Here is a 21,709-nt window from a genome sequence, read left to right as displayed (position 1 = left end):
CTTCCGGCACGTCCCTCCTTTTCTTAGAAAATGGCGTCTTTCTCTGTTATAGAACACAAAAAAAGAGCAAATGGCGCTTACCATTCGTACACATTAAATGTTGAAAACATATAATATAGTAGATAAATAGCTTTTCGACAAATTTCACAACTTGTGGACAACCTTCTACACAAGCTGTGTGAAATCAATCCACAACTTATCCACACTTTGTGGATAAAGAGGAAAGGTAGGATTAGTAATCAAGAGTTAAAACACAAATATAATACCAAAATAAACGAGAGCTTGCAATGGTTGTCACAATCTTATCCACAAAGCGGACAACCTGTTGAAAAAACCTTGTCCACAGGGGTTGGTAATGTGAAAATGTTGTCGATAACCTCTGTGGATACTAAAAAAAGCCGAAAAAGATATCCACATGCGTGATTTTAGGGGCAAATTGTTTGAATTTGTCTTTTTTCCGTAAAATTAAGGAATCTAAAAAATAAGGTTTCGAAAGTTGAAAAGGTATGGTATCCTATTATGGTTGCAAGAAATAAAAGCACTAGTGAAGTTGACAATGAATAGGTAACGCAAATATAATAAGTAAGACTGTCTTTAACAGCTATTCCTCGAGGGAGGTGTCATAAATGAAAAGAACATTCCAACCGAATAACCGTAAACGCAGCAAAGTTCATGGCTTCAGAAGCCGTATGAGTTCAAAAAACGGTCGTCTAGTTTTAGCACGCCGTCGCCGCAAAGGCAGAAAAGTATTATCAGCTTAGGCCACTGAATAATGTCAGTGGTCTTTTTTCACGTTATGGGAAAAGATAGATGTGATGCGTAATGAACCGGGGCATGCTTCCTGGTTCAGATGCATCTCATGTTCATAATAAATTTTAAAAGTTTCTGCCAGCCAGTATCGGAGTGAGTCATTTGAAGAAGCGAAATCGTTTAAAGAAAAATGAAGATTTTCAAAAAGTGTTTAAACATGGGACATCAGTTGCAAACCGCCAGTTTGTCTTATATACGCTTGATCAGCCTGAAAATGATGAACTGCGTGTCGGGCTTTCCGTCAGCAAAAAAATTGGCAATGCTGTGATGCGAAATCGGATCAAACGTTTGATTCGGCAGGCCTTTCTTGAGGAGAAAGAGAGACTGAAGGAAAAGGATTACATCATTATTGCCAGAAAACCGGCGAGCCAGCTGACATATGAGGAAACGAAAAAAAGTCTGCAGCATCTATTCAGAAAGTCTTCATTATATAAGAAATCTTCGTCAAAGTAGGCATCACCACTGCTTTCTTACAACTTTTAAAAGCGCTTCCTTTCTGGTTGATCAGAAAAAGACACCATTTAAAACTGAAAGATGCTAAAATACATACAAGTATGCTTTGCAATAAAAGAGTGTAAAGATTAATTATAGGAGGAAATGTTGTTGAAAAGGAGAATAGGGTTGCTATTAAGTATGGTTGGCGTATTCATGCTTTTGGCTGGATGCTCGAGTGTGAAAGAGCCGATCACTGCAGATAGTCCGCATTTCTGGGACAAGTACGTAGTATATCCATTGTCTGAGCTCATTACGTATGTAGCGAAATTGACGGGAGATAACTACGGGCTTTCAATTATTCTAGTTACCATTTTAATTCGTTTATTAATTTTACCGCTGATGATTAAGCAGCTGAGAAGTTCGAAAGCGATGCAGGCTTTACAGCCGGAAATGCAAAAGCTTAAAGAAAAATACAGCTCAAAGGATCAAAAAACGCAGCAAAAGCTTCAGCAGGAAACAATGGCGTTATTCCAAAAGCATGGTGTCAATCCATTGGCGGGATGTTTCCCGATTTTGATCCAGATGCCGATTTTAATTGGATTCTATCATGCGATCATGAGAACCCAGGCGATTTCAGAGCATAGCTTCTTATGGTTTGACTTAGGAGAAAAAGATCCTTACTATATCCTTCCTATCGTTGCCGGTGTCGCTACATTTGTTCAGCAAAAACTGATGATGGCTGGCAATGCGCAGCAAAATCCGCAAATGGCGATGATGCTTTGGATTATGCCAATTATGATTATCGTATTTGCGATCAACTTCCCGGCGGCTCTTTCTCTTTATTGGGTAGTCGGTAACTTGTTTATGATTGCGCAAACTTTCCTCATTAAAGGACCTGATATTAAAAAAAATCCTGAGCCGCAAAAAGCCGGAGGAAAGAAAAAGTGAGGAATGTGACTGCTGCAGGGCGAAATGTCGATGAAGCAGTACAGTCCGGATTGCAAGAGCTGGGATTAACGAAGGATAAGGTAGAAATTACTGTTATTGAAGAGGGAAACAAAGGGTTTCTCGGCATTTTCGGCAAAAAGCCTGCGATCGTAAAGCTGGTTGAAAAGATTGATCCGATTCAGCAAGCGAAGTTATATCTTCAAACGATTGCCGAAGCCATTGCCGGGAAGTCTGATGTGACTGTTCAAGAAAGCAAAAAGACAGTGAGATATCATATAACAGGTGAAAAGGCAGCATTGTTGATTGGGAAAAGAGGACAAACCTTAAACGCCCTTGAAACTTTGACACAGCTTGCCCTTAACCGTTATCCAGGCCAATATAAAAATGTGACGGTGGATGCAGAAAACTATCGTTTGAAAAGAAAAGAAACACTGAGCCAGCTGGCCATCAAGCTTGCTGACCAGGTTTTGAAAACGAAAAAATCCATCCAGCTTGAGCCCATGCCGTCCAGCGAAAGAAAAATTATTCACGATACTCTTTCTGGATATGCAAACCACCAGATCAAAACATATTCAATGGGTGAAGGCGAAAATCGTCATCTCGTTATTTCCCATAAAAGATAGCATAAAACCGAAGTCCGATAAAAATTGGATTTCGGTTTTTTTGTATCCGAAAAATCCACTTTTCCTAGTAATATCAAGGTTTTGCCGTTTAAGTTTTTTCTTTTTAGGTGTATCCTGTTGATAAAAAGGAAGTTCAGGAAATAAAATTAATTGTTATTCACATGTGGATAAGTTAAAGTAATAAGGGACGAATTTCTATTTCTGTGGATAACAAATCTTCCACTTCGAACCAAACTATGTTATCTTTTAGTTTTGGCATAATAAAAATTTTTTTATATAGATGAAGTATAAGTAAAGAGAGGTGAACAACATGGATACAATTGCGGCAATTTCCACACCGATGGGAGAAGGCGCGATTGCGATTGTACGGTTGAGCGGACCAGAAGCCATTCAAATCGCAGATAAAATTTATAAGGGACCGAAGGGGAAAACACTCAGCTCGGTCGAATCACATACGATTCATTATGGTCATATCGTAGACAGACCTTCGGATCGTGTCGTTGAGGAAGTAATGGTATCAGTGTTAAAAGCGCCGAGAACTTTTACACGGGAAGATGTTATCGAGATAAACTGTCACGGGGGAATTGTGACTGTGAACCAAGTGCTTCAGCTCGCATTGAGAGAGGGAGCGAGACTGGCAGAGCCTGGCGAATTTACGAAACGTGCGTTTTTAAACGGCCGAATCGATCTTTCACAGGCGGAAGCGGTTATGGACTTAATCAGAGCGAAAACGGACCGGGCAATGAACGTTGCTATGAATCAAATGGAAGGGCGTCTTTCTGCTTTGGTGCGCCGTTTGCGCAGTGAGATTTTAGAAACACTGGCCCATGTTGAGGTGAATATCGATTATCCGGAGTATGATGATGTAGAGGAAATGACGCATCAGATTTTAGTCGAAAAGGCAACCGCCGTGAAAAAGGAAATTGAGACGCTGCTGAGGACTTCTGAGCAAGGAAAAATCTTACGTGAAGGTCTTTCTACCGTCATTATCGGCCGGCCAAACGTAGGAAAATCATCTCTTCTGAACAGCTTCGTTCATGAGGCAAAAGCCATTGTAACCGATATTCCCGGAACGACACGGGATGTGATTGAGGAATACGTGAATGTAAGGGGCGTCCCGCTTCGTCTGGTTGATACAGCAGGTATTCGTGAAACAGAGGATATTGTTGAGCGAATCGGTGTTGAACGTTCTCGCCAGGTTCTAAAGGAAGCGGACCTGATTTTACTTGTGCTTAATTATAGTGAAGAGCTTTCTGATGAAGACGTGAAGCTTTTTGAAGCCGTTGAGGGCATGGATGTTATCGTGATTTTGAATAAGACTGACCTTGAGGCGAAGATTGACACTGAACGTGTCCGTGAGCTTGCCAATGGACGTCCAGTTGTTACGACATCTCTTTTAAAAGAGGAAGGCATCAATGATCTGGAAGAAGCGATTCAATCACTGTTCTACACGGGTGCCATTGAAAGCGGTGATCTGACTTATGTCAGCAACACACGTCACATCTCTATTTTACAGCAAGCAAAACGCGCCATTGAAGATGCGCTTAGCGGCATCGAACAGGATGTCCCGATCGACATGGTGCAAATTGACCTTACAAGATGCTGGGAGCTTTTAGGGGAAATCATTGGAGATTCTGTCCACGAAAGCTTAATTGATCAGCTCTTTTCACAATTCTGTTTAGGAAAATAATAAAAGGAGGAACTAGAATCATGGGGTATGAAGCAGGCCAATACGATGTGATTGTGATTGGCGCCGGGCATGCCGGTGTTGAGGCTGCCCTCGCATCTGCACGCCAAGGCGCCAAAACGCTTGTCTTGACCATCAACCTAGATATGGTTGCATTTATGCCATGTAATCCGTCTGTCGGCGGCCCCGCAAAAGGGATTGTCGTCCGCGAAATTGACGCGCTCGGCGGAGAAATGGGAAGAAACATCGATAAAACGCATATTCAAATGAGAATGCTGAATACAGGAAAAGGTCCTGCGGTTCGTGCATTGCGTGCGCAAGCAGACAAATTCCAATATCAGCACGAAATGAAAAATACGCTTGAAAAAGAACCAAACTTAACATTGCTGCAAGGAATTGTGGAGCGGCTGATCGTTGAAGACGGCGAATGCCGAGGCGTTATTACACAAACCGGTGCACATTATCGTGCGAAAGCAGTTGTCATGACGACAGGGACATATTTAAGAGGACGTATTATTCTTGGCGATCTGTCTTACTCAAGCGGCCCAAATAACCAGCAGCCTTCTATTAAGCTTTCTGAGCATTTGGAGGAACTTGGTTTTGACCTTGTTCGTTTTAAAACAGGTACGCCGCCTCGCGTTAAAAGCGACACGATTGATTACAGCAAAACGGAAATTCAGCCTGGTGACGATGTGCCTCGCGCTTTCTCATATGAAACAGTGGAATATATCACAGATCAGCTCCCTTGCTGGTTGACATATACAAGCCCTGAGACACATGAGATTATTGACAGCAACCTGCACCGTTCACCGATGTATTCCGGTATGATCAAAGGTACGGGCCCAAGATACTGCCCATCCATTGAAGATAAAGTTGTCCGTTTTAATGATAAACCGCGTCACCAAATCTTCCTTGAGCCGGAAGGCAGAAATACACAGGAAGTCTATGTCCAAGGTTTATCTACAAGTCTTCCAGAAGACGTACAGCAAAGAATGCTTGCAACGATTCCTGGACTTGAAAACGTGCAAATGATGAGAGCCGGCTATGCGATCGAGTATGATGCAATCGTACCGACACAGCTCTGGCCGACACTTGAAACCAAAAAAATCACAAACCTTTACACTGCAGGCCAAATTAACGGAACATCCGGTTATGAAGAAGCTGCGGGACAAGGGATTATGGCGGGAATCAATGCAGGACGAAAAGCGCTTGGAAAAGAAGAAGTAATTCTAAGCCGTTCTGACGCCTATATTGGTGTTCTGATTGATGACCTTGTGACAAAAGGTACCAATGAGCCATATCGTCTTTTGACATCACGTGCTGAATACAGATTGCTGCTTCGCCATGACAATGCTGATTTGCGTCTGACAGAAATCGGACACCGCATTGGATTGATTTCTGATGAGCGCTATGCGGCTTTTGAGAAGAAAAAAGCGGCGATCGAGGCGGAGAAAAAACGTCTTCATTCTGTAATTATCAAGCCGTCTCCGGAAAATCAAGAATATATCCGTTCTCTTGGCGGAAGCGAATTGAAAGATGGAGTTCGCGGCACAGACTTGATGAAACGTCCTGAAATGAACTATGAAACAGTCACAAAACTGGCGCCGCCAGAAGTGCCGGTTCCTCAAGACGTGGCAGAACAAGTAGAAATCCAAGTGAAATATGAAGGATATATTGAAAAATCTCTTCAGCAAGTGGAAAAACTGAAGAAGATGGAAAATAAAAAAATTCCAGACCGAATTGATTATGACGCAATTAAGGGGATTGCGACCGAGGCGCGTCAAAAACTGAAAAATGTACGGCCTTTGTCTGTTGCCCAAGCTTCCCGCATTTCCGGTGTAAACCCGGCGGACATTTCAATTCTATTGGTGTATTTAGAGCAGGGACGCATTGCGAAGATAGCCGAATAGAAAGGATGACGGCATGAATATTGAAGAATTTACTTCTGGTTTGGCGGAAAAAGGGATCTCCCTTTCTCCCCGTCAGCTAGAGCAATTTGAGCTGTATTACGACATGCTGGTTGAATGGAACGAAAAAATCAATCTGACTTCAATAACAGAGAAAAAAGAAGTGTATTTAAAGCATTTTTATGATTCCATTACAGCTGCTTTTTATGTCGACTTCAATCAGGTGAACACGATTTGTGATGTCGGAGCGGGAGCGGGTTTTCCAAGTCTGCCGATAAAAATATGCTTTCCGCACCTCAATGTCACAATCGTAGATTCACTGAATAAACGGATCACGTTTTTAGAAAAGCTATCTGAGGCTTTGCAATTGGAGAATACAACATACTGCCATGACAGAGCTGAAACGTTCGGGCAACGGAAAGACGTGCGTGAAAGCTATGATATTGTGACAGCGCGAGCAGTTGCGAGATTATCTGTTTTGAGTGAGCTTTGCTTGCCTCTGGTGAAGAAAAACGGTTTATTTGTTGCTTTAAAAGCCGCATCAGCGGAAGAAGAACTGAATGCAGGCAAAAAAGCAATCACGACGCTTGGAGGAGAACTTGAGAATATCCATTCTTTTAAGCTGCCTATTGAAGAAAGCGATCGTAATATTATGGTGATACGCAAAATAAAAAATACACCTAAGAAGTATCCAAGAAAACCGGGAACTCCTAATAAATCGCCAATTGAAGGGTAATTTAGACAGCCTGATATGACAATACCATCATATTTTCATCAAAATTGATGGATGTACAGCAGGAAAAACCATGAGAAAATAGAATTATAAAAATGGCAGTTTTTAAAGGTGGTGTAGGTACATGAAGCATTCATTCTCTCGTTTCTTCGGGCTTGGTGAGAAGGAACAGGAGCCGGAGATTGCTGAACATGATACAAACAAAGAAGAGATTCTGGAAATACCGGTAAATGCTATCGTTCCCAACCGTTTTCAGCCACGCACCATTTTCTCAGATGAAAAAATCAAAGAGTTAGCAATGACCATTCATACACACGGCATTATTCAGCCGATTGTTGTTAGGCATACAGAAGAAGAAGGCCAATACGAACTCATTGCAGGTGAAAGACGCTGGAGAGCGGTGCAATCGCTTGAGTGGGAAAAGATTCCGGCAATTATTAAGGATTTTTCCGACACGGAAACCGCTTCTGTGGCGTTAATCGAAAACTTGCAGCGGGAAGAACTGTCTTCTATTGAGGAAGCGCATGCTTATGCTAGGCTGCTTGAGCTGCATGATTTAACACAGGAGGCACTCGCACAGCGCTTAGGAAAAGGGCAGTCTACAATCGCGAATAAGCTTCGGTTATTAAAGCTGCCTCAGCCGGTCCAAGAGGCGATTATGGAGAAGAAAATCACCGAGCGCCATGCCAGAGCGCTGATTCCGCTGAAACAGCCTGAGCTCCAAGTCACACTGCTCACAGAGATTATTGAGAAAAGTTTAAATGTAAAGCAGACGGAAGACCGCGTGGTGAAAATGCTGGAGCAAGGCAAGAGAAAGCCAAAGCCGAGACGCAAAGCATTCAGCAGAGATACAAGAATTGCGATGAACACGATTCGCCAGTCACTATCAATGGTGGAAGACAGCGGTGTAAAATTGAATACAGAAGAAGAAGAATTTGAAGAATATATTCAATTAACGATTCGCATACCAAAATAGAAGCTCTCCTGAAAAGCAGGAGAGCTTTTTATATTTTCAATAAAAGGTAATCACTTACTTTTAGTGAAAATTATTATATTAGAATTCTTTTCTTTGAGTTTGTGGATAAACTCTTCAGATTTTTGCGGTGAAATTACTGCATGTCCCCATCCCCCCTGATAATATATTGTGATGGCATGGCGAGAGCCGATCAGACGAAAACCGGACCATAGTTTCTTTTTTTGAACGACTTTATCGATGTTTTCATAAGGAATTTGATGTTTGATCAATCCGGCTTTAATGATCAGATGGTGTTCCTTCAATACATATTTTAGGTCAATAAAGCTCCAAATGATGAGTCCATTTAAAAGAGTCAGCAGAATAAAAATGATCCAGCCGGAAACTCTCATATTTCCCAGCACAAAAGGAACAATGGCATCTGCTTGTATCAGTAATATGAGAAACACAACCATCAGCGTAACGGGTACATCTCTCTTCGTTTGATAAACCATTTTCTCACCATCCTGTTTCCACGTTCTGTACTGTGACTTCTTCTTTTTTTCTTTAAGAAATTCCTTTTTTAAGTCAAAAAAACATAGAAATTGCAGAATTTATAAGAGAAAGCATAAAGCGTGCTTGAATTTTCAATTATTTCCCTTCTGATTCGGAACAAAATGATGAAAAAAATGAAACGCTTTAATCTTTTTTTGATAGAATAGAAGCAAGATAGTACATGTTCATGTGAAAGTAGGTGACATCGTGGGAAAAATCATAGCAATTACGAACCAAAAAGGCGGGGTCGGCAAAACAACGACGTCTGTCAACCTTGGGGCATGTTTGGCTTACATAGGGAAAAGGGTTCTGCTGGTAGATATTGATCCGCAGGGAAATGCGACAAGCGGATTAGGAATTGAAAAAGCCGATGTAGAGCAGTGTGTGTACGATATTTTAGTAGATGATGCAGATGTAATAGATATTATTAAAGCAACGACAGTAGAGAACTTGGATGTGATTCCTGCGACGATTCAGCTTGCAGGGGCTGAGATCGAGCTGGTTCCTACAATATCAAGAGAAGTGAGATTGAAGAGAGCGCTTGAAGCAGTAAAGCAAAATTATGATTATATTATCATTGATTGTCCGCCGTCATTGGGCTTGCTGACGATTAACGCCCTTACTGCCTCGGATTCCGTTGTGATTCCTGTACAGTGCGAATATTATGCCTTGGAGGGGCTCAGCCAGTTATTAAATACAGTACGTCTTGTGCAAAAGCATTTGAATACTGATTTAATGATTGAAGGTGTATTGCTGACAATGCTTGATGCCCGGACAAACCTTGGCATTCAAGTGATTGAAGAGGTTAAAAAGTATTTTAGGGATAAAGTATATAAGACAGTTATTCCGCGTAATGTCCGTCTGAGTGAGGCACCGAGTCACGGAAAACCCATCATTTTATACGATCCGCGGTCAAGAGGTGCGGAAGTATATTTAGATTTAGCAAAGGAAGTGGCTGCGAATGGCTAAAGGCCTTGGAAAAGGGATTAATGCGTTATTTAATCAGGTCGATTTGTCTGAAGAGACAGTTGAAGAAATTAAAATTGCCGATTTACGCCCTAATCCTTATCAGCCAAGAAAACACTTTGATGACGAGGCATTAGCTGAACTAAAAGAATCTGTGTTGCAGCATGGCATTCTTCAGCCGCTTATCGTCAGAAAATCTTTAAAAGGCTATGATATTGTTGCGGGTGAACGGCGTTTTCGAGCGGCAAAGCTGGCAGGTTTAGATACAGTTCCGGCCATTGTCCGTGAATTATCAGAGGCGTTAATGAGGGAAATTGCTTTATTAGAAAACCTTCAGCGTGAAGATTTATCTCCGCTTGAAGAGGCTCAGGCATATGACTCCTTGTTGAAACACTTAGACCTCACGCAAGAGCAGCTTGCCAAACGTCTTGGGAAAAGCAGACCGCATATTGCGAATCATTTAAGACTGCTGACACTGCCAGAAAATATTCAACAGCTTATTGCCGAAGGCACGCTTTCTATGGGACATGGACGCACGCTTCTTGGCTTAAAAAACAAAAATAAGCTTGAACCGCTGGTACAAAAAGTGATTGCGGAGCAGCTCAATGTTCGCCAGCTTGAGCAGCTGATTCAGCAGTTGAATCAGAATGTTCCACGTGAAACAAAGAAAAAAGAACCTGTGAAAGATGCGGTTCTAAAAGAACGAGAATCCTATCTCCAAAATTATTTTGGAACAACAGTTAATATTAAAAGACAGAAGAAAAAAGGCAAAATCGAAATTGAATTTTTCTCTAATGAAGACCTTGACCGGATTTTAGAGCTTTTGTCTGAACGAGAATCATAAATGAAAAAACCATCTTTCAAACGAAGATGGTTTTTGTTTTATATGCGCCCAGTGAGCCTTTGCAGTGGATTAATGCGTTCTTGCCTCCACTCTGTCCGATCTGTTAAACTCAAACCTTCTGCTAGAACATTTGCCATATTCATGACCAAGTTGAGTCTAGTATTTTGCAATACAAAATATTCCATAAAACCGCTCACATTCACGATTCCGTTAATATGAAGATCTCCCACTTCAGGTAGGTCTTTTTGTACACCGGCTCCGGGCTTTAATGGCCCGTCCCCGATTTGAAATGAACCCACACTCTTAACGCGGCCTAAGCATGCATCGACTGCTATAACAAATGGGTTTTTATGTAATTTATGAATGTCATTGATTTTATCCTTCATGTTCACAGCATGGACGGGGTCAGATAAGGTTCCGTAGACATGGAATCTGGTGAGCTGCATCTGTTTGAGTTTCATTCCTACGAGCGGGCCCAATGAATCACCGGTTGAACGGTCTGTTCCGATACAAACCACGACAATTGGTTTGCCGGCAGTTTTACGTAAGGATGAAGAAAGGATGGTTTGGATTTGTTTTGCTGCTGCAGCATCTGTATGTGAAACATATTGCTTTACTCGTTCCTGAGAGGAAAAAAGCCCGCCTTTTCGATTCATGGGTTTCACTTCCTTGTTATAGTAGGTAACAGAATTGCTATGGTGTGTAGTTATGTAAGCTTGTTTACAGTATATCCAGCAGTATGATTTTTTATGCTTTGTGTATGGCACCGGAGATTTTAAAAAAAGTAGAGGGCATGATATGAATGGTTAGTGGGCGATTACAAGTATTGTCCCCCATTGCCTCGATCATGATCAAGCAATGGTCTGTTTATGAAACACTTGAATAGGTAGGAATGGTTAGAAAAAAGTGAAGAGTGAAGTTCACTTCTTCATTCCGCGGACAAACAAATAAATATCTCTTTTTAGACTGCCATATTAGCAGTCTTTTTTTTATGTGTATTTCGTATGATAATTTCACCTTGTATTTAAATGTCTATGAAAATATGGCATGTTTGCTTTCTTTTATTTATATAGTAACAATAACGGGAACAAGCTGAACTTTGTCTATGAGGTGATAGTGTTGTGGAGAGCCGGAATGAAGTGGATGCTGCTCATATTAGGGAGCCTGATCGGGGCCGGATATGCGAGCGGTCAGGAGATATGGCAGTTTTTTGGGGCTGAAAGCGGACTTGCTATTGTGCTGTTTACAATCATGTTCATTTTCTCGTCTTATATTGTGATGAAAATCAGTTTTAAGGTTCAATCCACTCATTTTCTGCCGGTTCTGGAGCATTTAATGGGGCCATGGCTGGCGAAAATTTATGATGTCCTCATCATTTTTTATTTGTTTTCGACGACTATGGTGATGATTGCGGGAGGCGGTGTGACCCTGCAAATGTACAAGCTTCCTTTCTGGTGGGGAATCACGCTGATTTGCATCGTGACAGTGTGTTTGTTTTTGTGGGATGTGAAAGGAATATTATCTATAAATAGTATTTTGATTCCTGTGTTAGTAGCGGGGCTTTTATATGCGCTGATCTCCTTTCAGAGCACACATCACCATACGTGGACGATTGATTTGTCCCAGCAGTATAACTGGCCTGCGAGCATTACGTTTACCTCTTTAAACATCCTTTCAGTTGTTGCGATTTTATCCTCTGTTGGGAAAGAGATGAAAGGGCTCGGAGAAGCAAAAATCGCAAGTGTGGCAAGCGGTCTTATTTTTGGCGTGATCTCATTTGTTTATAATGAAACGTTGGTGGAGCTGGCGGGCTCCCTTTCTCAGTTTGAAATACCGCTGTTTGCCGTTCTGGAGGGTGCGCCTTATTTCCTTTTTTTATGTATGACGGCGGTGCTGTGCCTGGCGATTTACACGACGACGGTAGCTGGTTTGCTGGGGCTGTCCAGCCGGCTGATGGCGTTTATTCATATGCCTAGATGGATGATTGTGTTGATTTTGTTAGTGTTAATGGTACCTTTTACTTCTTTCGGATTTTCTGATTTGATCGCGTTCTTGTATCCGATATATGGGATGCTCAATTTGTATTTGTTAGTTTGTCTGCTCTTATATCCTATTTTGAGTAAATGGAAATAAGAGGATGTATTTCTTTTCATTTATCTTGATTGCTCTTATGATCAGTTTTTTTGTACAATAGATACAGCAGTTTAGGAAAAGAGGTGAAGGGTCTTGGCGGATAAAGACTTTGGCCTGAATGATATCGTAGAAATGAAAAAACCGCATCCATGCGGAGCGAACAGCTGGAAAATTATACGCATGGGAATGGATATTCGAATTAAGTGTGAGGGATGCTCTCACAGTGTTATGATTCCGAGAAGAGAATTTGAAAGAAAACTAAAAAAAGTACTAGTCAAGCATGAGGAGCCTACTTCATAAATAGGCCGACACTCATGCTTTTTCATATAGAAGGTAAGGAGAAGACGGCGATGAGCAAAGTGCATCAGTCGGCATGTCCGCTGAATTGTTGGGACAGCTGCGGCTTTTTGGTGACTGTTGATGATGGAAAGGTAACAAAAGTGGACGGAGATCCAAACCATCCGATTACGGAAGGTAAAATCTGCGGCCGCGGCAGAATGCTTGAGACAAAAACAAATTCTCCTGATCGGCTTCGCTATCCAATGAAAAAACAAAATGGCGAGTTTGTGCGGATTTCTTGGGAGCAGGCACTTGATGAAATTGCCGATAAACTTCGGGAAATCAAGGAAATGTCGGAGACGACTGCTGTTTTGCACAGCCATGATTATGCGAATAACGGTCTGTTAAAAGCGCTTGATCAGCGTTTTTTTAATGGATATGGAGGCGTGACTGAAATCGTCGGAAGCATATGCTGGGGCTCCGGCATCGAGGCGCAAAGCTGGGATTTTGGCCGTTCGTACGGTCACGGCCCGCTTGATATTTACAACAGCAAGCATGTTGTTGTGTGGGGAAGAAATGTATCCAGAACAAATATGCACTTATACCATCACTTGCAGCAGGTGAAAAAGAAGGGCGCCACGATTACGGTGATTGATCCGATCTTCAACCCGACTGCTAAGCTTGCTGACCGCTATATCTCTGTAAAGCCTGGAATGGACGGCTGGCTTGCGGCAGCCGTTTTGAAGGTTCTGATTGAGACGGGAAGAACGGAGGAAACGTTTATTTCTGAGCATTCTGTCGGTTTTGATGATGTGAAAGAGCTTTTGAAAACTGTTTCTCTGGAAGAGTTTATTGTGAAAACAGAAACTTCTATGGAGGACCTGGAGTATCTGGCCGCTTTGTATGCTGATGGTCCGGTGTCTACTTTTATGGGGCTTGGCATGCAGCGTTATAAAAACGGCGGGGGAACGATTCGTTGGATTGATGCACTTGTTGCGGCAAGCGGAAATGTCGGAATTAAGGGCGGCGGCGCGAATTTCGGAAATGTCCAGATTGGCGAGAGCTTTGCAAAAACAAAGCTGACGCTGCCGGAATTAAAAACAACATCACGTTCTTTTTCAATGATGACGCAGGCTGAAGAAGTGTTGACCGCTGCTGATCCTGCGATTGAGATGATTATTGTGACGTGCGGAAATCCGCTGACTCAGGTGCCGAATACAAATAAGGTGAGACAAGCTTTTGAAAAGGTTCCAATGACGGTCGCGATTGATTCTATTATGACGGATACCGCAAAGCTGTGCGATTATGTTTTGCCGACTGCCACTGTTTTTGAAGAAGAAGATATCTACTATTCCAGTATGTATCATCATTATGTTCAGTACGGGAAGAAGCTTGTGGAGCCGCAGGGTGAAGCGAAGTCGGACAGCTGGATCTGGTCAGAGCTTGCAAAACGTCTTGGGTTTGGCGAGCTGTTTGAATACAGCACTCAAGAATTTTTAGAGATGGGGCTTTCTTCATTGGAAGCAGAGGATGTGACACTTGAGCGTTTAAAAGAAAAAGGCCACCTCCCTCTTCCAGTAAAACAGGTGCCGTGGGATGATTATCAGTTTTTGACGCCGAGTGGAAAATTTGAATTTACTTCGTCGCTAGCTGAGCAAAAGGGATTTAGCGGCTCGCTTCAATTAAATGTGCCCGAAGAATCTGTTTTCCATAATGAGGAGTTAGCTGAAAAGTACCCTTATACGCTGTTATCCATTCATCCGCAGCGTTCCAACCATTCACAGCATGTGCCGTTTATTGAAAAGCTTCAGCACGTTCAGGTCGATATTTCTCCAGATATAGCGGCTGAGCAGGATCTTCAGGATGGAGACGAAGTTGTTATCTTTAATGACCGCGGACGCTTGAAGGGCAAGGTGAAAGTGATGAAGCAGGCTCATGCGAAGACGATTAATATAGATGAAGGCATGTGGGCTGCTTTTGGAGGGTCAGTCAATGCACTGACAAATGATACAAATTCTGATAATGGAATGGGAAGTACGCTTTTTGACTGTTTAGTAGGCTTGAAAAAAGCATAATCAAAGGGATTGGCAGGCTGAAAATGCTTTTTTGTCAGCTTGTCTTTTCCAGTGAACCTCCTTATAATTGCTCTAGGTTCAAAATACGTTCATACAATGACGGTTTTATATAGAGGAGATGAAAGAATGGCTTTAACAGCTGGAATTGTTGGTTTGCCAAACGTCGGAAAATCAACACTATTTAACGCAATTACACAGGCCGGTGCCGAATCAGCCAACTACCCGTTCTGTACAATTGATCCGAACGTGGGAATTGTAGAGGTGCCAGATGATCGTCTGCAAAAGCTGACTGAGCTGGTCAACCCGAAGAAGACTGTGCCGACTGCTTTTGAATTCACTGATATTGCAGGGATTGTAAAGGGCGCATCTAAAGGAGAAGGACTCGGCAACAAGTTCCTATCTCATATTCGCCAAGTTGACGCGATTTGCCACGTTGTCCGTGCTTTTTCCGATGACAACATTACACACGTTTCCGGAAAGGTTGATCCGATTGATGACATTGAAACGATCAACCTTGAGCTGATCCTCGCTGATATGGAAACGGTTGAAAAGCGGATTACACGCGTCAGCAAGCTTGCGAAGCAAAAAGATAAAGACGCTGTATTTGAGTTTGAGATTTTATCTAAACTGAAAGAAGCGTTTGAGAGTGAAAAGCCTGCTCGATCTGTAGAATTCACTGAAGAGCAGCAAAAGCTTGTGAAGCAGCTCCATTTACTGACTTCGAAGCCTATTTTGTACGTGGCCAACGTAAGTGAAGATGAAGTTGCTGATCCATCTGGCAATGAAAATGTAGCGAAGATTCGCGAGTACGCTGCCGGCGAAAACGCAGAAGTTATCGTTGTATGTGCAAAAATCGAATCTGAAATCGCTGAGCTTGAAGGCGAAGAAAAGCAAATGTTCTTGGAAGAGCTGGGCATTCAAGAATCAGGTCTTGATCAGCTGATCAAAGCGTCTTACTCTCTTCTCGGCCTCGCAACATATTTCACAGCCGGAGAACAGGAAGTCAGAGCTTGGACATTCAAAAAAGGCATGAAAGCACCTGAGTGTGCAGGAATTATTCATAGTGACTTTGAGCGGGGCTTCATTCGTGCTGAGACAGTTGCTTATGAGGATCTTCTTGCGGGCGGCGGTATGGCAGGAGCTAAAGAGGCAGGAAAAGTCCGCCTTGAAGGGAAAGAATATGTGGTCCAAGACGGAGATGTTATTCATTTCCGATTTAATGTATAGGATGCAGTTGTAAAGGGACAAGAGCTTTGGTATAATATAAAATTGTGAGTAATAGAATTATTGCTCCTTGCCCATTATGGGCCGCTTAGTCCAAAAGGAGGTGCAAACAGATGAGAAAGTACGAAGTTATGTACATTATCCGCCCAAACATTGACGAAGAGTCTAAAAAAGCAGTTATCGAGCGTTTCAACAACGTTCTGACTTCTAACGGTGCGGAGATCACTGGAACAAAGGATTGGGGTAAACGTCGTCTTGCTTACGAAATCAACGATTTCCGCGACGGTTTCTACCAAATCGTAAACGTTCAATCTGACGCTGCGGCAGTTCAAGAATTTGACCGTCTAGCTAAGATCAGTGACGATATCATTCGCCACATTGTTGTTAAAGAAGAAGAATAAGCAATTTTGAAATATATAATGGTAAAAGGTGGTCTTTCTTATGCTTAACCGAGTTGTATTAGTCGGAAGACTGACAAAAGACCCAGAGCTTCGTTATACGCCAAACGGTGCGGCTGTTGCTACGTTTACTCTTGCTGTGAATCGTACATTTACGAACCAGTCCGGAGAACGTGAGGCCGATTTCATTAATTGTGTCACTTGGAGAAGACAAGCCGAAAACGTTGCAAACTTCTTGAAAAAAGGAAGCCTTGCAGGCGTAGATGGCCGTTTACAAACAAGAAACTATGAAAACCAGCAAGGACAGCGTGTCTTCGTGACAGAGGTCCAAGCTGAAAGTGTTCAATTTCTTGAGCCGAAAAACGGCGGCGGTTCTGGTTCAGGTGGATACAACGAAGGAAACAGCGGCGGAGGCCAGTACTTTGGCGGAGGCCAAAATGATAATCCATTTGGGGGAAATCAAAACAACCAGAGACGCAATCAGGGGAACAGCTTTAATGATGACCCATTTGCCAACGACGGCAAACCGATTGACATCTCGGATGATGATCTTCCATTCTAATGTGATTATCGCCTAAAATGAAAAAGAAAGGAGGGAAATGACAATGGCAGGAGGACGCAGAGGCGGTCGTGCGAAACGCCGTAAAGTGTGTTATTTCACTTCTAACGGTATCACGCACATCGACTACAAAGATGTAGATCTTCTTAAAAAGTTTGTTTCTGAGCGCGGTAAAATTTTACCACGTCGTGTAACTGGAACAAACGCTAAATACCAACGTAAATTGACTGCAGCGATCAAACGCGCACGTCAAATGGCTTTACTTCCATACGTAAGCGGTGAGTAAGCTGATGCGTAAAGAGCAAGGACCTTCGGGTTCTTGCTCTTTTTTATAGGGGGAGGATGAAACATGAAGTTGATTTCATGGAATGTAAACGGCCTGCGGGCTGTGATGAGAAAAATGGATTTCCTCTCTTATTTGAAAGAAGAGGATGCAGATATTATATGTCTTCAGGAAACGAAGATACAGGACGGCCAGGTTGATCTCCAGCCTGAAGGCTATCATGTGTACTGGAATTATGCAGTGAAAAAAGGATATTCCGGCACAGCTGTTTTTTCTAAGCAAGAACCGCTGCAGGTCATCTACGGTATCGGAGTAGAAGAGCATGACCAAGAAGGCAGAGTGATTACGCTGGAATTTGAAAACGTGTTTGTGATGACTGTTTACACGCCCAATTCCAGAAGGGGGTTAGAGCGGATTGATTACCGCATGCAATGGGAAGAGGCTTTATTGTCTTATATTCTTGAATTGGATCAGAAAAAACCAGTGATTTTATGCGGTGATTTGAATGTTGCCCATCAGGAGATTGATTTGAAAAATCCAAAGGCGAACCGGAATAACGCTGGATTTTCAGATCAAGAAAGAGGGGCATTCACTCGTTTCTTAGAAGCTGGCTTTGTTGATTCTTTTCGTCATGTTTATCCTGATCTTGAAGGCGCTTATTCCTGGTGGTCGTATCGTGCCGGCGCCCGGGACAGAAATATTGGATGGCGGATTGATTATTTTGTTGTTTCTGAAAGACTTAAGGAACAGATTGAAGATGCCAGCATATCAGCGGATGTCATGGGTTCCGACCATTGTCCTGTTGAACTTATCATCAATATATGATGAGATAGCAGTAAGGATTTTACACTTACTGCTTTTTTTATATGAAAAAGGAGAAAGAGATGGCAAATATAAAAGAGATCGCAAGACTGGCAAATGTATCTGTTTCGACTGTCTCGCGTGTATTGAATCATCATCCGTATGTGTCTGAAGAAAAGAGAAAGCTTGTTCAACAAGTCATGAAGGATTTGGATTATACACCAAATCGAACCGCAATCGATCTCATTCGCGGGAAAACCCATACGGTCGGTGTGATTCTGCCTTATAGCGATCATCCCTGCTTTGATAAAATCGTTAACGGAATCACCAAGGCGGCTTTTCAGCATGAGTATGCAACGACCCTTCTCCCCACCAATTATAACCCCGATATTGAAATCAAATATTTAGAGCTGTTAAGAACGAAGAAAATAGACGGTCTCATCATTACTTCCCGCGCCAATCATTGGGACAGCATTTTAGCTTATCAGGAATATGGGCCAGTCATCGCTTGTGAGGATACCGGAGACATTGATGACCCTTGTGCTTTTAATGACAGAAAAGCTGCTTATGCAGAGAGCTTTCGCTATTTAAAGAGCCGCGGGCATGAGAATATTGCTTTTACGTGTGTCAGAGAAGCTGATAGGAGCCCGAGCACGGCTGATAAAGCTGCGGCCTATAAAGCTGTCTGCGGAAGGTTGGAAGACCGCCATATGCTGTCCGGATGCAACGATATGAATGATGGTGAGCTGGCAGCTGAACATTTTTATATGAGCGGGCGGGTTCCGACTGCTATTTATGCAAATAGTGATGAAGTGGCAGCTGGAATTCATCTATTTGCCAAAAAGAGTAATTGGGATGTTGAAATCATAGGCGAGGGGAATACTTCTATCAGCCGTGTTCTTGGTTTTCCGTCGCTTGATTTGAATCTTGAGCAGCTTGGCATCGCAGCATTTTCTCTATTTTTGCAGGATGAACCCGCTGATATCAAAATTCAGCATAAATTTAAGAAAAAAGCTTGAACTGAAATGCATTTCATACCTTATAACTTCATTGAAGGCGAAGGAGGAGGAAGAAATGCATATTGAACATACAGCGGTCTGGGTCAATGATTTAGAGCGAATGAAATCTTTTTATGAAACGTATTTTAATGGCGAAGCGAATGATTTGTATCATAATGAGAAAAAAGATTTTAAGTCTTATTTTATTACGTTTGATTCCGGAGCAAGGCTGGAGATTATGAAAAAAGGGAATGTGACCGATCCGTCCTCACAAACAATGACAGGCTGGGCACATATTGCCTTTTCCGTTGGGAGCCGGGAGAAAGTTGACGAACTGACTAATCGATTGAAGGCGGATGGTTTCGCAGTAGTTAACGGCCCGAGGACAACAGGAGACGGCTACTATGAAAGTGTGATTGAGGATGATGAAGGAAATTTGATCGAGATTACAATCTGACATCTGGAGTGACTTACATGCTGAGGACAGAAAAAGAAAAAATGGCAGCCGGAGAATTATACAATTCGGAAGATCAACAACTATTACTAGAACGCAAACATGCGAGACAGCTGATTAGACAATATAACGAAACACCGGAAGATGATGCAGTGCGGACGGAGCTTTTGAAGGAGCTGCTCGGTTCGGTTGGGGATCAAGTCACGATTTTGCCGACATTCCGCTGTGATTATGGCTATCACATTCATATCGGAGATCATACATTTGTTAATTTTGACTGTGTCATTTTAGATGTGTGTGAGGTGCGTATCGGCCGTCATTGTTTGATTGCGCCAGGTGTACATATCTACACGGCCGGTCACCCTCTTGATCCGATCGAAAGGAAATCCGGGAAGGAGTTCGGTAAGCCTGTGACAATTGGAGATCAAGTTTGGATTGGAGGCCGGGCGGTGATTAACCCGGGAGTGACAATCGGTGATAACGCAGTGATTGCTTCTGGATCTGTTGTCACTAAGGATGTACCCGCTAATACTGTTGTAGGCGGAAACCCCGCGAGGATTTTGAAGCAATTGTAATGAGATCAGTGCGGCAGATCCGCACTGACTTTTTTAAATCTGTTTCGCATTCGTATTAGGACCGAAGAAGATTAACAGCAAGGAGCATGCGAGCCAGCAGCCCCCAATAAATAAGAAGACGCTGATATAGCCGAGCTGAACGGCAATAAATCCGACAAGCAATGAGCCAAAAATGTTTGAAAAACGGCCAAGACCATAGGCTAAACCGCTGCCAGACGAGCGGTATTCAGTCGGATAAGGTTCAGATGTATAGGCGTATAAGTTCGAGGTAAAGACCCGTTCTGTGATATTCACGATAAAACCAAATACAATGATCATGATGGGAATAAAAGTCATACCATATAAGAGCCCGGCGATGGCCGTCAGAAACGCACTCGCAGCTAAAATCCATTTTCTTTGAAATCTTTCAGAAATCATGGAGCCGAGCAGTGCGCCAAGCGGAGCGCCGACGGAATGCAATACGTTATACCACAATGTATTTTCCATGGTGACACCATTGCTTTTTAACAGGCTTGGAACCCATGAGGCAAATCCGTAAAACCCAAACGTTTCAAAAATCCATACAGCAGATAATACGATGGTGATTTTGAGGTTTCTGCCTTTCAATAAGCCTGCGTAACCCGTATGCTGCTTAACAGTTTCGCTTACTTTAGGCTGGGATGCTGCCGGAAGCGGGCCTTTCTCCTTTTCAACCTGTGCCTCAATTCGGTTGAGGATCGCATCGGCTTTCGCATATTCCCCCCGATTTTCGTGCCAGCGAGGTGACTCTTCCAGACGGCGGATGAAGAAAAAATAAATAAGGCCGACGGCACCCCATACAAATACTAGCCTCCATCCCCATGAACCAAGAGGAATGACAAAGGCAGACACAATGTTGGTGATCGGAACCCCGATCAATCCAATCATGGCACAAAAAGAAATATATTTTCCACGTACACTTGAAGGGAAAAATTCCGCCAAATAGCTATTCGTAATGACCATGGCGGCTGCAACGCCAAATCCGGTGAGAAAACGGAATGTCATTAAAGATGGAATGTCCCATGCCGCAGCATTGCATAGCGATGCGATTGAGAAAACAAAGACAAATAGATTTAAGGCTTTTTTGCGGCCGATTCGATCGGACAGCCGTCCGCCCAGTGAAGCGCCTAAAAACATGCCTAAAAACGAAGCAGCCGTTACGTTAGCAATAGTTGAAAGCGGGATGCCCCAATGCTCGATCAGTGCCGGCGCTACATTGCTGAGGGTAAATAAATCTGCGAGATCAAAGAAATAAACAATGCCGAGAGCGGTTAACACTTGGAAATGAACGCGTGAAATCGGAAGGCGGTCTAAACGATTCGCTGCGTTTGAGAAAGGATGTGTATTCTTTTGTTTGAAGATCGTATTCATAAAAAACCCCCTTTTGAGTAGTAAGAAAAGACTGAAAATTCCCCTCTTAGGACTATTATAAGTATCTTGGTTCATTGGCAA

The 21,709-nt window shown here is 42.7% G+C and carries 24 protein-coding genes; 21 read left to right on the top strand and 3 right to left on the bottom strand.

The features are described from left to right. Positions 1-626 precede the first annotated feature (626 nt). The 8 genes from rpmH (at position 627) to noc (ending at position 8,119) form a co-directional block, all read left to right on the top strand. Positions 627-761, top strand: coding sequence for a 50S ribosomal protein L34 (rpmH, locus tag NST79_RS21445; RefSeq protein ID WP_003178075.1), 135 nt, complete (start codon positions 627-629; stop codon positions 759-761). Positions 762-912: 151 nt separating this feature from the next. Continuing rightward, positions 913-1,263 (top strand): ribonuclease P protein component, encoded by a 351-nt coding sequence (rnpA, locus tag NST79_RS21440; protein WP_003242628.1) that lies wholly within the window; start codon positions 913-915, stop codon positions 1,261-1,263. A gap of 144 nt (positions 1,264-1,407) precedes the next feature. Continuing rightward, a complete protein-coding gene (gene spoIIIJ / locus NST79_RS21435) occupies positions 1,408-2,193 on the top strand; it encodes a YidC family membrane integrase SpoIIIJ (protein WP_010886648.1) in 786 nt (261 codons plus the stop codon). After that, positions 2,190-2,816 (top strand): RNA-binding cell elongation regulator Jag/EloR, encoded by a 627-nt coding sequence (gene jag / locus NST79_RS21430; RefSeq protein ID WP_003243764.1) that lies wholly within the window; start codon positions 2,190-2,192, stop codon positions 2,814-2,816. The genes spoIIIJ and jag overlap by 4 nt, the downstream gene beginning before the upstream one ends. Positions 2,817-3,126: 310 nt before the next feature. Then, entirely contained in the window at positions 3,127-4,506 is a 1,380-nt protein-coding gene (gene mnmE / locus NST79_RS21425; protein WP_212060070.1) for a tRNA uridine-5-carboxymethylaminomethyl(34) synthesis GTPase MnmE, read from the top strand. A 20-nt stretch (positions 4,507-4,526) separates the two neighbouring features. Further along, positions 4,527-6,413, top strand: coding sequence for a tRNA uridine-5-carboxymethylaminomethyl(34) synthesis enzyme MnmG (gene mnmG, locus NST79_RS21420; protein WP_003226825.1), 1,887 nt, complete (start codon positions 4,527-4,529; stop codon positions 6,411-6,413). A gap of 13 nt (positions 6,414-6,426) precedes the next feature. Beyond that, the gene (rsmG, locus tag NST79_RS21415; protein WP_014481512.1) at positions 6,427-7,146 is read left to right on the top strand and encodes a 16S rRNA (guanine(527)-N(7))-methyltransferase RsmG; all 720 of its coding nucleotides are present in this window, start codon (positions 6,427-6,429) and stop codon (positions 7,144-7,146) included. 121 nt (positions 7,147-7,267) lie between these two features. Continuing rightward, positions 7,268-8,119: a nucleoid occlusion protein gene (noc, locus tag NST79_RS21410; RefSeq protein ID WP_015250778.1), complete on the top strand. Its 852-nt coding sequence runs from the start codon at positions 7,268-7,270 to the stop codon at positions 8,117-8,119. A gap of 50 nt (positions 8,120-8,169) precedes the next feature. Here the strand turns inward: noc and NST79_RS21405 are convergent, their stop codons facing one another. Beyond that, complete coding sequence (locus NST79_RS21405) at positions 8,170-8,610, bottom strand: PH domain-containing protein (protein ID WP_212060067.1); 441 nt, start codon at positions 8,608-8,610, stop codon at positions 8,170-8,172. A gap of 247 nt (positions 8,611-8,857) precedes the next feature. Here NST79_RS21405 and soj point away from each other — a divergent pair, with 247 nt between their 5' ends. Next, positions 8,858-9,619, top strand: coding sequence for a sporulation initiation inhibitor protein Soj (soj, locus tag NST79_RS21400; protein WP_003219244.1), 762 nt, complete (start codon positions 8,858-8,860; stop codon positions 9,617-9,619). Beyond that, a complete protein-coding gene (gene spo0J / locus NST79_RS21395) occupies positions 9,612-10,460 on the top strand; it encodes a stage 0 sporulation protein Spo0J (protein WP_003226832.1) in 849 nt (282 codons plus the stop codon). The genes soj and spo0J overlap by 8 nt, the downstream gene beginning before the upstream one ends. 38 nt (positions 10,461-10,498) lie before the next feature. Here spo0J and yyaC read toward each other — a convergent pair whose 3' ends face one another. Continuing rightward, positions 10,499-11,116 (bottom strand): spore protease YyaC, encoded by a 618-nt coding sequence (yyaC, locus tag NST79_RS21390; RefSeq protein ID WP_212060065.1) that lies wholly within the window; start codon positions 11,114-11,116, stop codon positions 10,499-10,501. 460 nt (positions 11,117-11,576) lie between these two features. On the opposite strand from yyaC, the gene NST79_RS21385 reads away from it, so the two are divergent. The 11 genes from NST79_RS21385 (at position 11,577) to NST79_RS21335 (ending at position 20,239) form a co-directional block, all read left to right on the top strand. After that, positions 11,577-12,593: a membrane protein gene (locus NST79_RS21385; protein ID WP_010886647.1), complete on the top strand. Its 1,017-nt coding sequence runs from the start codon at positions 11,577-11,579 to the stop codon at positions 12,591-12,593. A gap of 93 nt (positions 12,594-12,686) precedes the next feature. After that, the gene (locus tag NST79_RS21380; protein WP_003226838.1) at positions 12,687-12,893 is read left to right on the top strand and encodes a DUF951 family protein; all 207 of its coding nucleotides are present in this window, start codon (positions 12,687-12,689) and stop codon (positions 12,891-12,893) included. Positions 12,894-12,943: 50 nt separating this feature from the next. Beyond that, a complete protein-coding gene (locus NST79_RS21375) occupies positions 12,944-14,947 on the top strand; it encodes a molybdopterin-dependent oxidoreductase (protein ID WP_212060063.1) in 2,004 nt (667 codons plus the stop codon). A 126-nt stretch (positions 14,948-15,073) separates the two neighbouring features. Next, on the top strand, positions 15,074-16,174 hold the full coding sequence (gene ychF / locus NST79_RS21370; protein ID WP_003242727.1) for a redox-regulated ATPase YchF: 1,101 nt from the start codon (positions 15,074-15,076) through the stop codon (positions 16,172-16,174). Between the two features lie 110 nt (positions 16,175-16,284). Then, positions 16,285-16,572 (top strand): 30S ribosomal protein S6, encoded by a 288-nt coding sequence (rpsF, locus tag NST79_RS21365; RefSeq protein WP_003244064.1) that lies wholly within the window; start codon positions 16,285-16,287, stop codon positions 16,570-16,572. Between the two features lie 40 nt (positions 16,573-16,612). Further along, on the top strand, positions 16,613-17,131 hold the full coding sequence (gene ssbA / locus NST79_RS21360; protein ID WP_003219228.1) for a single-stranded DNA-binding protein SsbA: 519 nt from the start codon (positions 16,613-16,615) through the stop codon (positions 17,129-17,131). A 43-nt stretch (positions 17,132-17,174) separates the two neighbouring features. Beyond that, on the top strand, positions 17,175-17,414 hold the full coding sequence (gene rpsR / locus NST79_RS21355; protein ID WP_003219224.1) for a 30S ribosomal protein S18: 240 nt from the start codon (positions 17,175-17,177) through the stop codon (positions 17,412-17,414). Positions 17,415-17,477: 63 nt separating this feature from the next. Next, positions 17,478-18,236 carry an exodeoxyribonuclease III gene (xth, locus tag NST79_RS21350; RefSeq protein WP_003226843.1) on the top strand — a complete coding sequence of 253 codons (759 nt, stop codon included), beginning with the start codon at positions 17,478-17,480 and terminating at the stop codon, positions 18,234-18,236. 59 nt (positions 18,237-18,295) lie between these two features. Continuing rightward, on the top strand, positions 18,296-19,231 hold the full coding sequence (gene ccpB / locus NST79_RS21345) for a LacI family DNA-binding transcriptional regulator (protein ID WP_212060061.1): 936 nt from the start codon (positions 18,296-18,298) through the stop codon (positions 19,229-19,231). Between the two features lie 55 nt (positions 19,232-19,286). After that, complete coding sequence (locus tag NST79_RS21340; RefSeq protein ID WP_048654831.1) at positions 19,287-19,667, top strand: VOC family protein; 381 nt, start codon at positions 19,287-19,289, stop codon at positions 19,665-19,667. Between the two features lie 17 nt (positions 19,668-19,684). Continuing rightward, the gene (locus tag NST79_RS21335) at positions 19,685-20,239 is read left to right on the top strand and encodes a sugar O-acetyltransferase (RefSeq protein WP_032722825.1); all 555 of its coding nucleotides are present in this window, start codon (positions 19,685-19,687) and stop codon (positions 20,237-20,239) included. Between the two features lie 33 nt (positions 20,240-20,272). Here NST79_RS21335 and NST79_RS21330 read toward each other — a convergent pair whose 3' ends face one another. Then, on the bottom strand, positions 20,273-21,628 hold the full coding sequence (locus NST79_RS21330; protein WP_041337895.1) for an MFS transporter: 1,356 nt from the start codon (positions 21,626-21,628) through the stop codon (positions 20,273-20,275). Between the last annotated feature and the right edge of the window lie 81 nt (positions 21,629-21,709).

Source organism: Bacillus sp. PS196, from assembly GCF_037963555.1.
GTDB classification, from domain to species: domain Bacteria; phylum Bacillota; class Bacilli; order Bacillales; family Bacillaceae; genus Bacillus; species Bacillus subtilis.
This window is presented reverse-complemented; position numbering and strand designations above follow the sequence as displayed.

What these genes read in the sequence shown, in the direction of transcription:
- rsmG (WP_014481512.1), top strand. Translation starts at nt 6,427, where the DNA reads ATGAATATTGAAGAATTTACTTCTGGTTTGGCGGAAAAAGGGATCTCC.
- NST79_RS21405 (WP_212060067.1), bottom strand. Translation starts at nt 8,610, where the DNA reads ATGGTTTATCAAACGAAGAGAGATGTACCCGTTACGCTGATGGTTGTG.
- spo0J (WP_003226832.1), top strand. Translation starts at nt 9,612, where the DNA reads ATGGCTAAAGGCCTTGGAAAAGGGATTAATGCGTTATTTAATCAGGTC.
- yyaC (WP_212060065.1), bottom strand. Translation starts at nt 11,116, where the DNA reads ATGAATCGAAAAGGCGGGCTTTTTTCCTCTCAGGAACGAGTAAAGCAA.
- NST79_RS21335 (WP_032722825.1), top strand. Translation starts at nt 19,685, where the DNA reads ATGCTGAGGACAGAAAAAGAAAAAATGGCAGCCGGAGAATTATACAAT.
- NST79_RS21375 (WP_212060063.1), top strand. Translation starts at nt 12,944, where the DNA reads ATGAGCAAAGTGCATCAGTCGGCATGTCCGCTGAATTGTTGGGACAGC.
- NST79_RS21340 (WP_048654831.1), top strand. Translation starts at nt 19,287, where the DNA reads ATGCATATTGAACATACAGCGGTCTGGGTCAATGATTTAGAGCGAATG.
- mnmE (WP_212060070.1), top strand. Translation starts at nt 3,127, where the DNA reads ATGGATACAATTGCGGCAATTTCCACACCGATGGGAGAAGGCGCGATT.
- ssbA (WP_003219228.1), top strand. Translation starts at nt 16,613, where the DNA reads ATGCTTAACCGAGTTGTATTAGTCGGAAGACTGACAAAAGACCCAGAG.
- rpsR (WP_003219224.1), top strand. Translation starts at nt 17,175, where the DNA reads ATGGCAGGAGGACGCAGAGGCGGTCGTGCGAAACGCCGTAAAGTGTGT.
- spoIIIJ (WP_010886648.1), top strand. Translation starts at nt 1,408, where the DNA reads ATGTTGTTGAAAAGGAGAATAGGGTTGCTATTAAGTATGGTTGGCGTA.
- noc (WP_015250778.1), top strand. Translation starts at nt 7,268, where the DNA reads ATGAAGCATTCATTCTCTCGTTTCTTCGGGCTTGGTGAGAAGGAACAG.
- ccpB (WP_212060061.1), top strand. Translation starts at nt 18,296, where the DNA reads ATGGCAAATATAAAAGAGATCGCAAGACTGGCAAATGTATCTGTTTCG.
- NST79_RS21330 (WP_041337895.1), bottom strand. Translation starts at nt 21,628, where the DNA reads ATGAATACGATCTTCAAACAAAAGAATACACATCCTTTCTCAAACGCA.
- mnmG (WP_003226825.1), top strand. Translation starts at nt 4,527, where the DNA reads ATGGGGTATGAAGCAGGCCAATACGATGTGATTGTGATTGGCGCCGGG.
- rpsF (WP_003244064.1), top strand. Translation starts at nt 16,285, where the DNA reads ATGAGAAAGTACGAAGTTATGTACATTATCCGCCCAAACATTGACGAA.
- xth (WP_003226843.1), top strand. Translation starts at nt 17,478, where the DNA reads ATGAAGTTGATTTCATGGAATGTAAACGGCCTGCGGGCTGTGATGAGA.
- ychF (WP_003242727.1), top strand. Translation starts at nt 15,074, where the DNA reads ATGGCTTTAACAGCTGGAATTGTTGGTTTGCCAAACGTCGGAAAATCA.
- rpmH (WP_003178075.1), top strand. Translation starts at nt 627, where the DNA reads ATGAAAAGAACATTCCAACCGAATAACCGTAAACGCAGCAAAGTTCAT.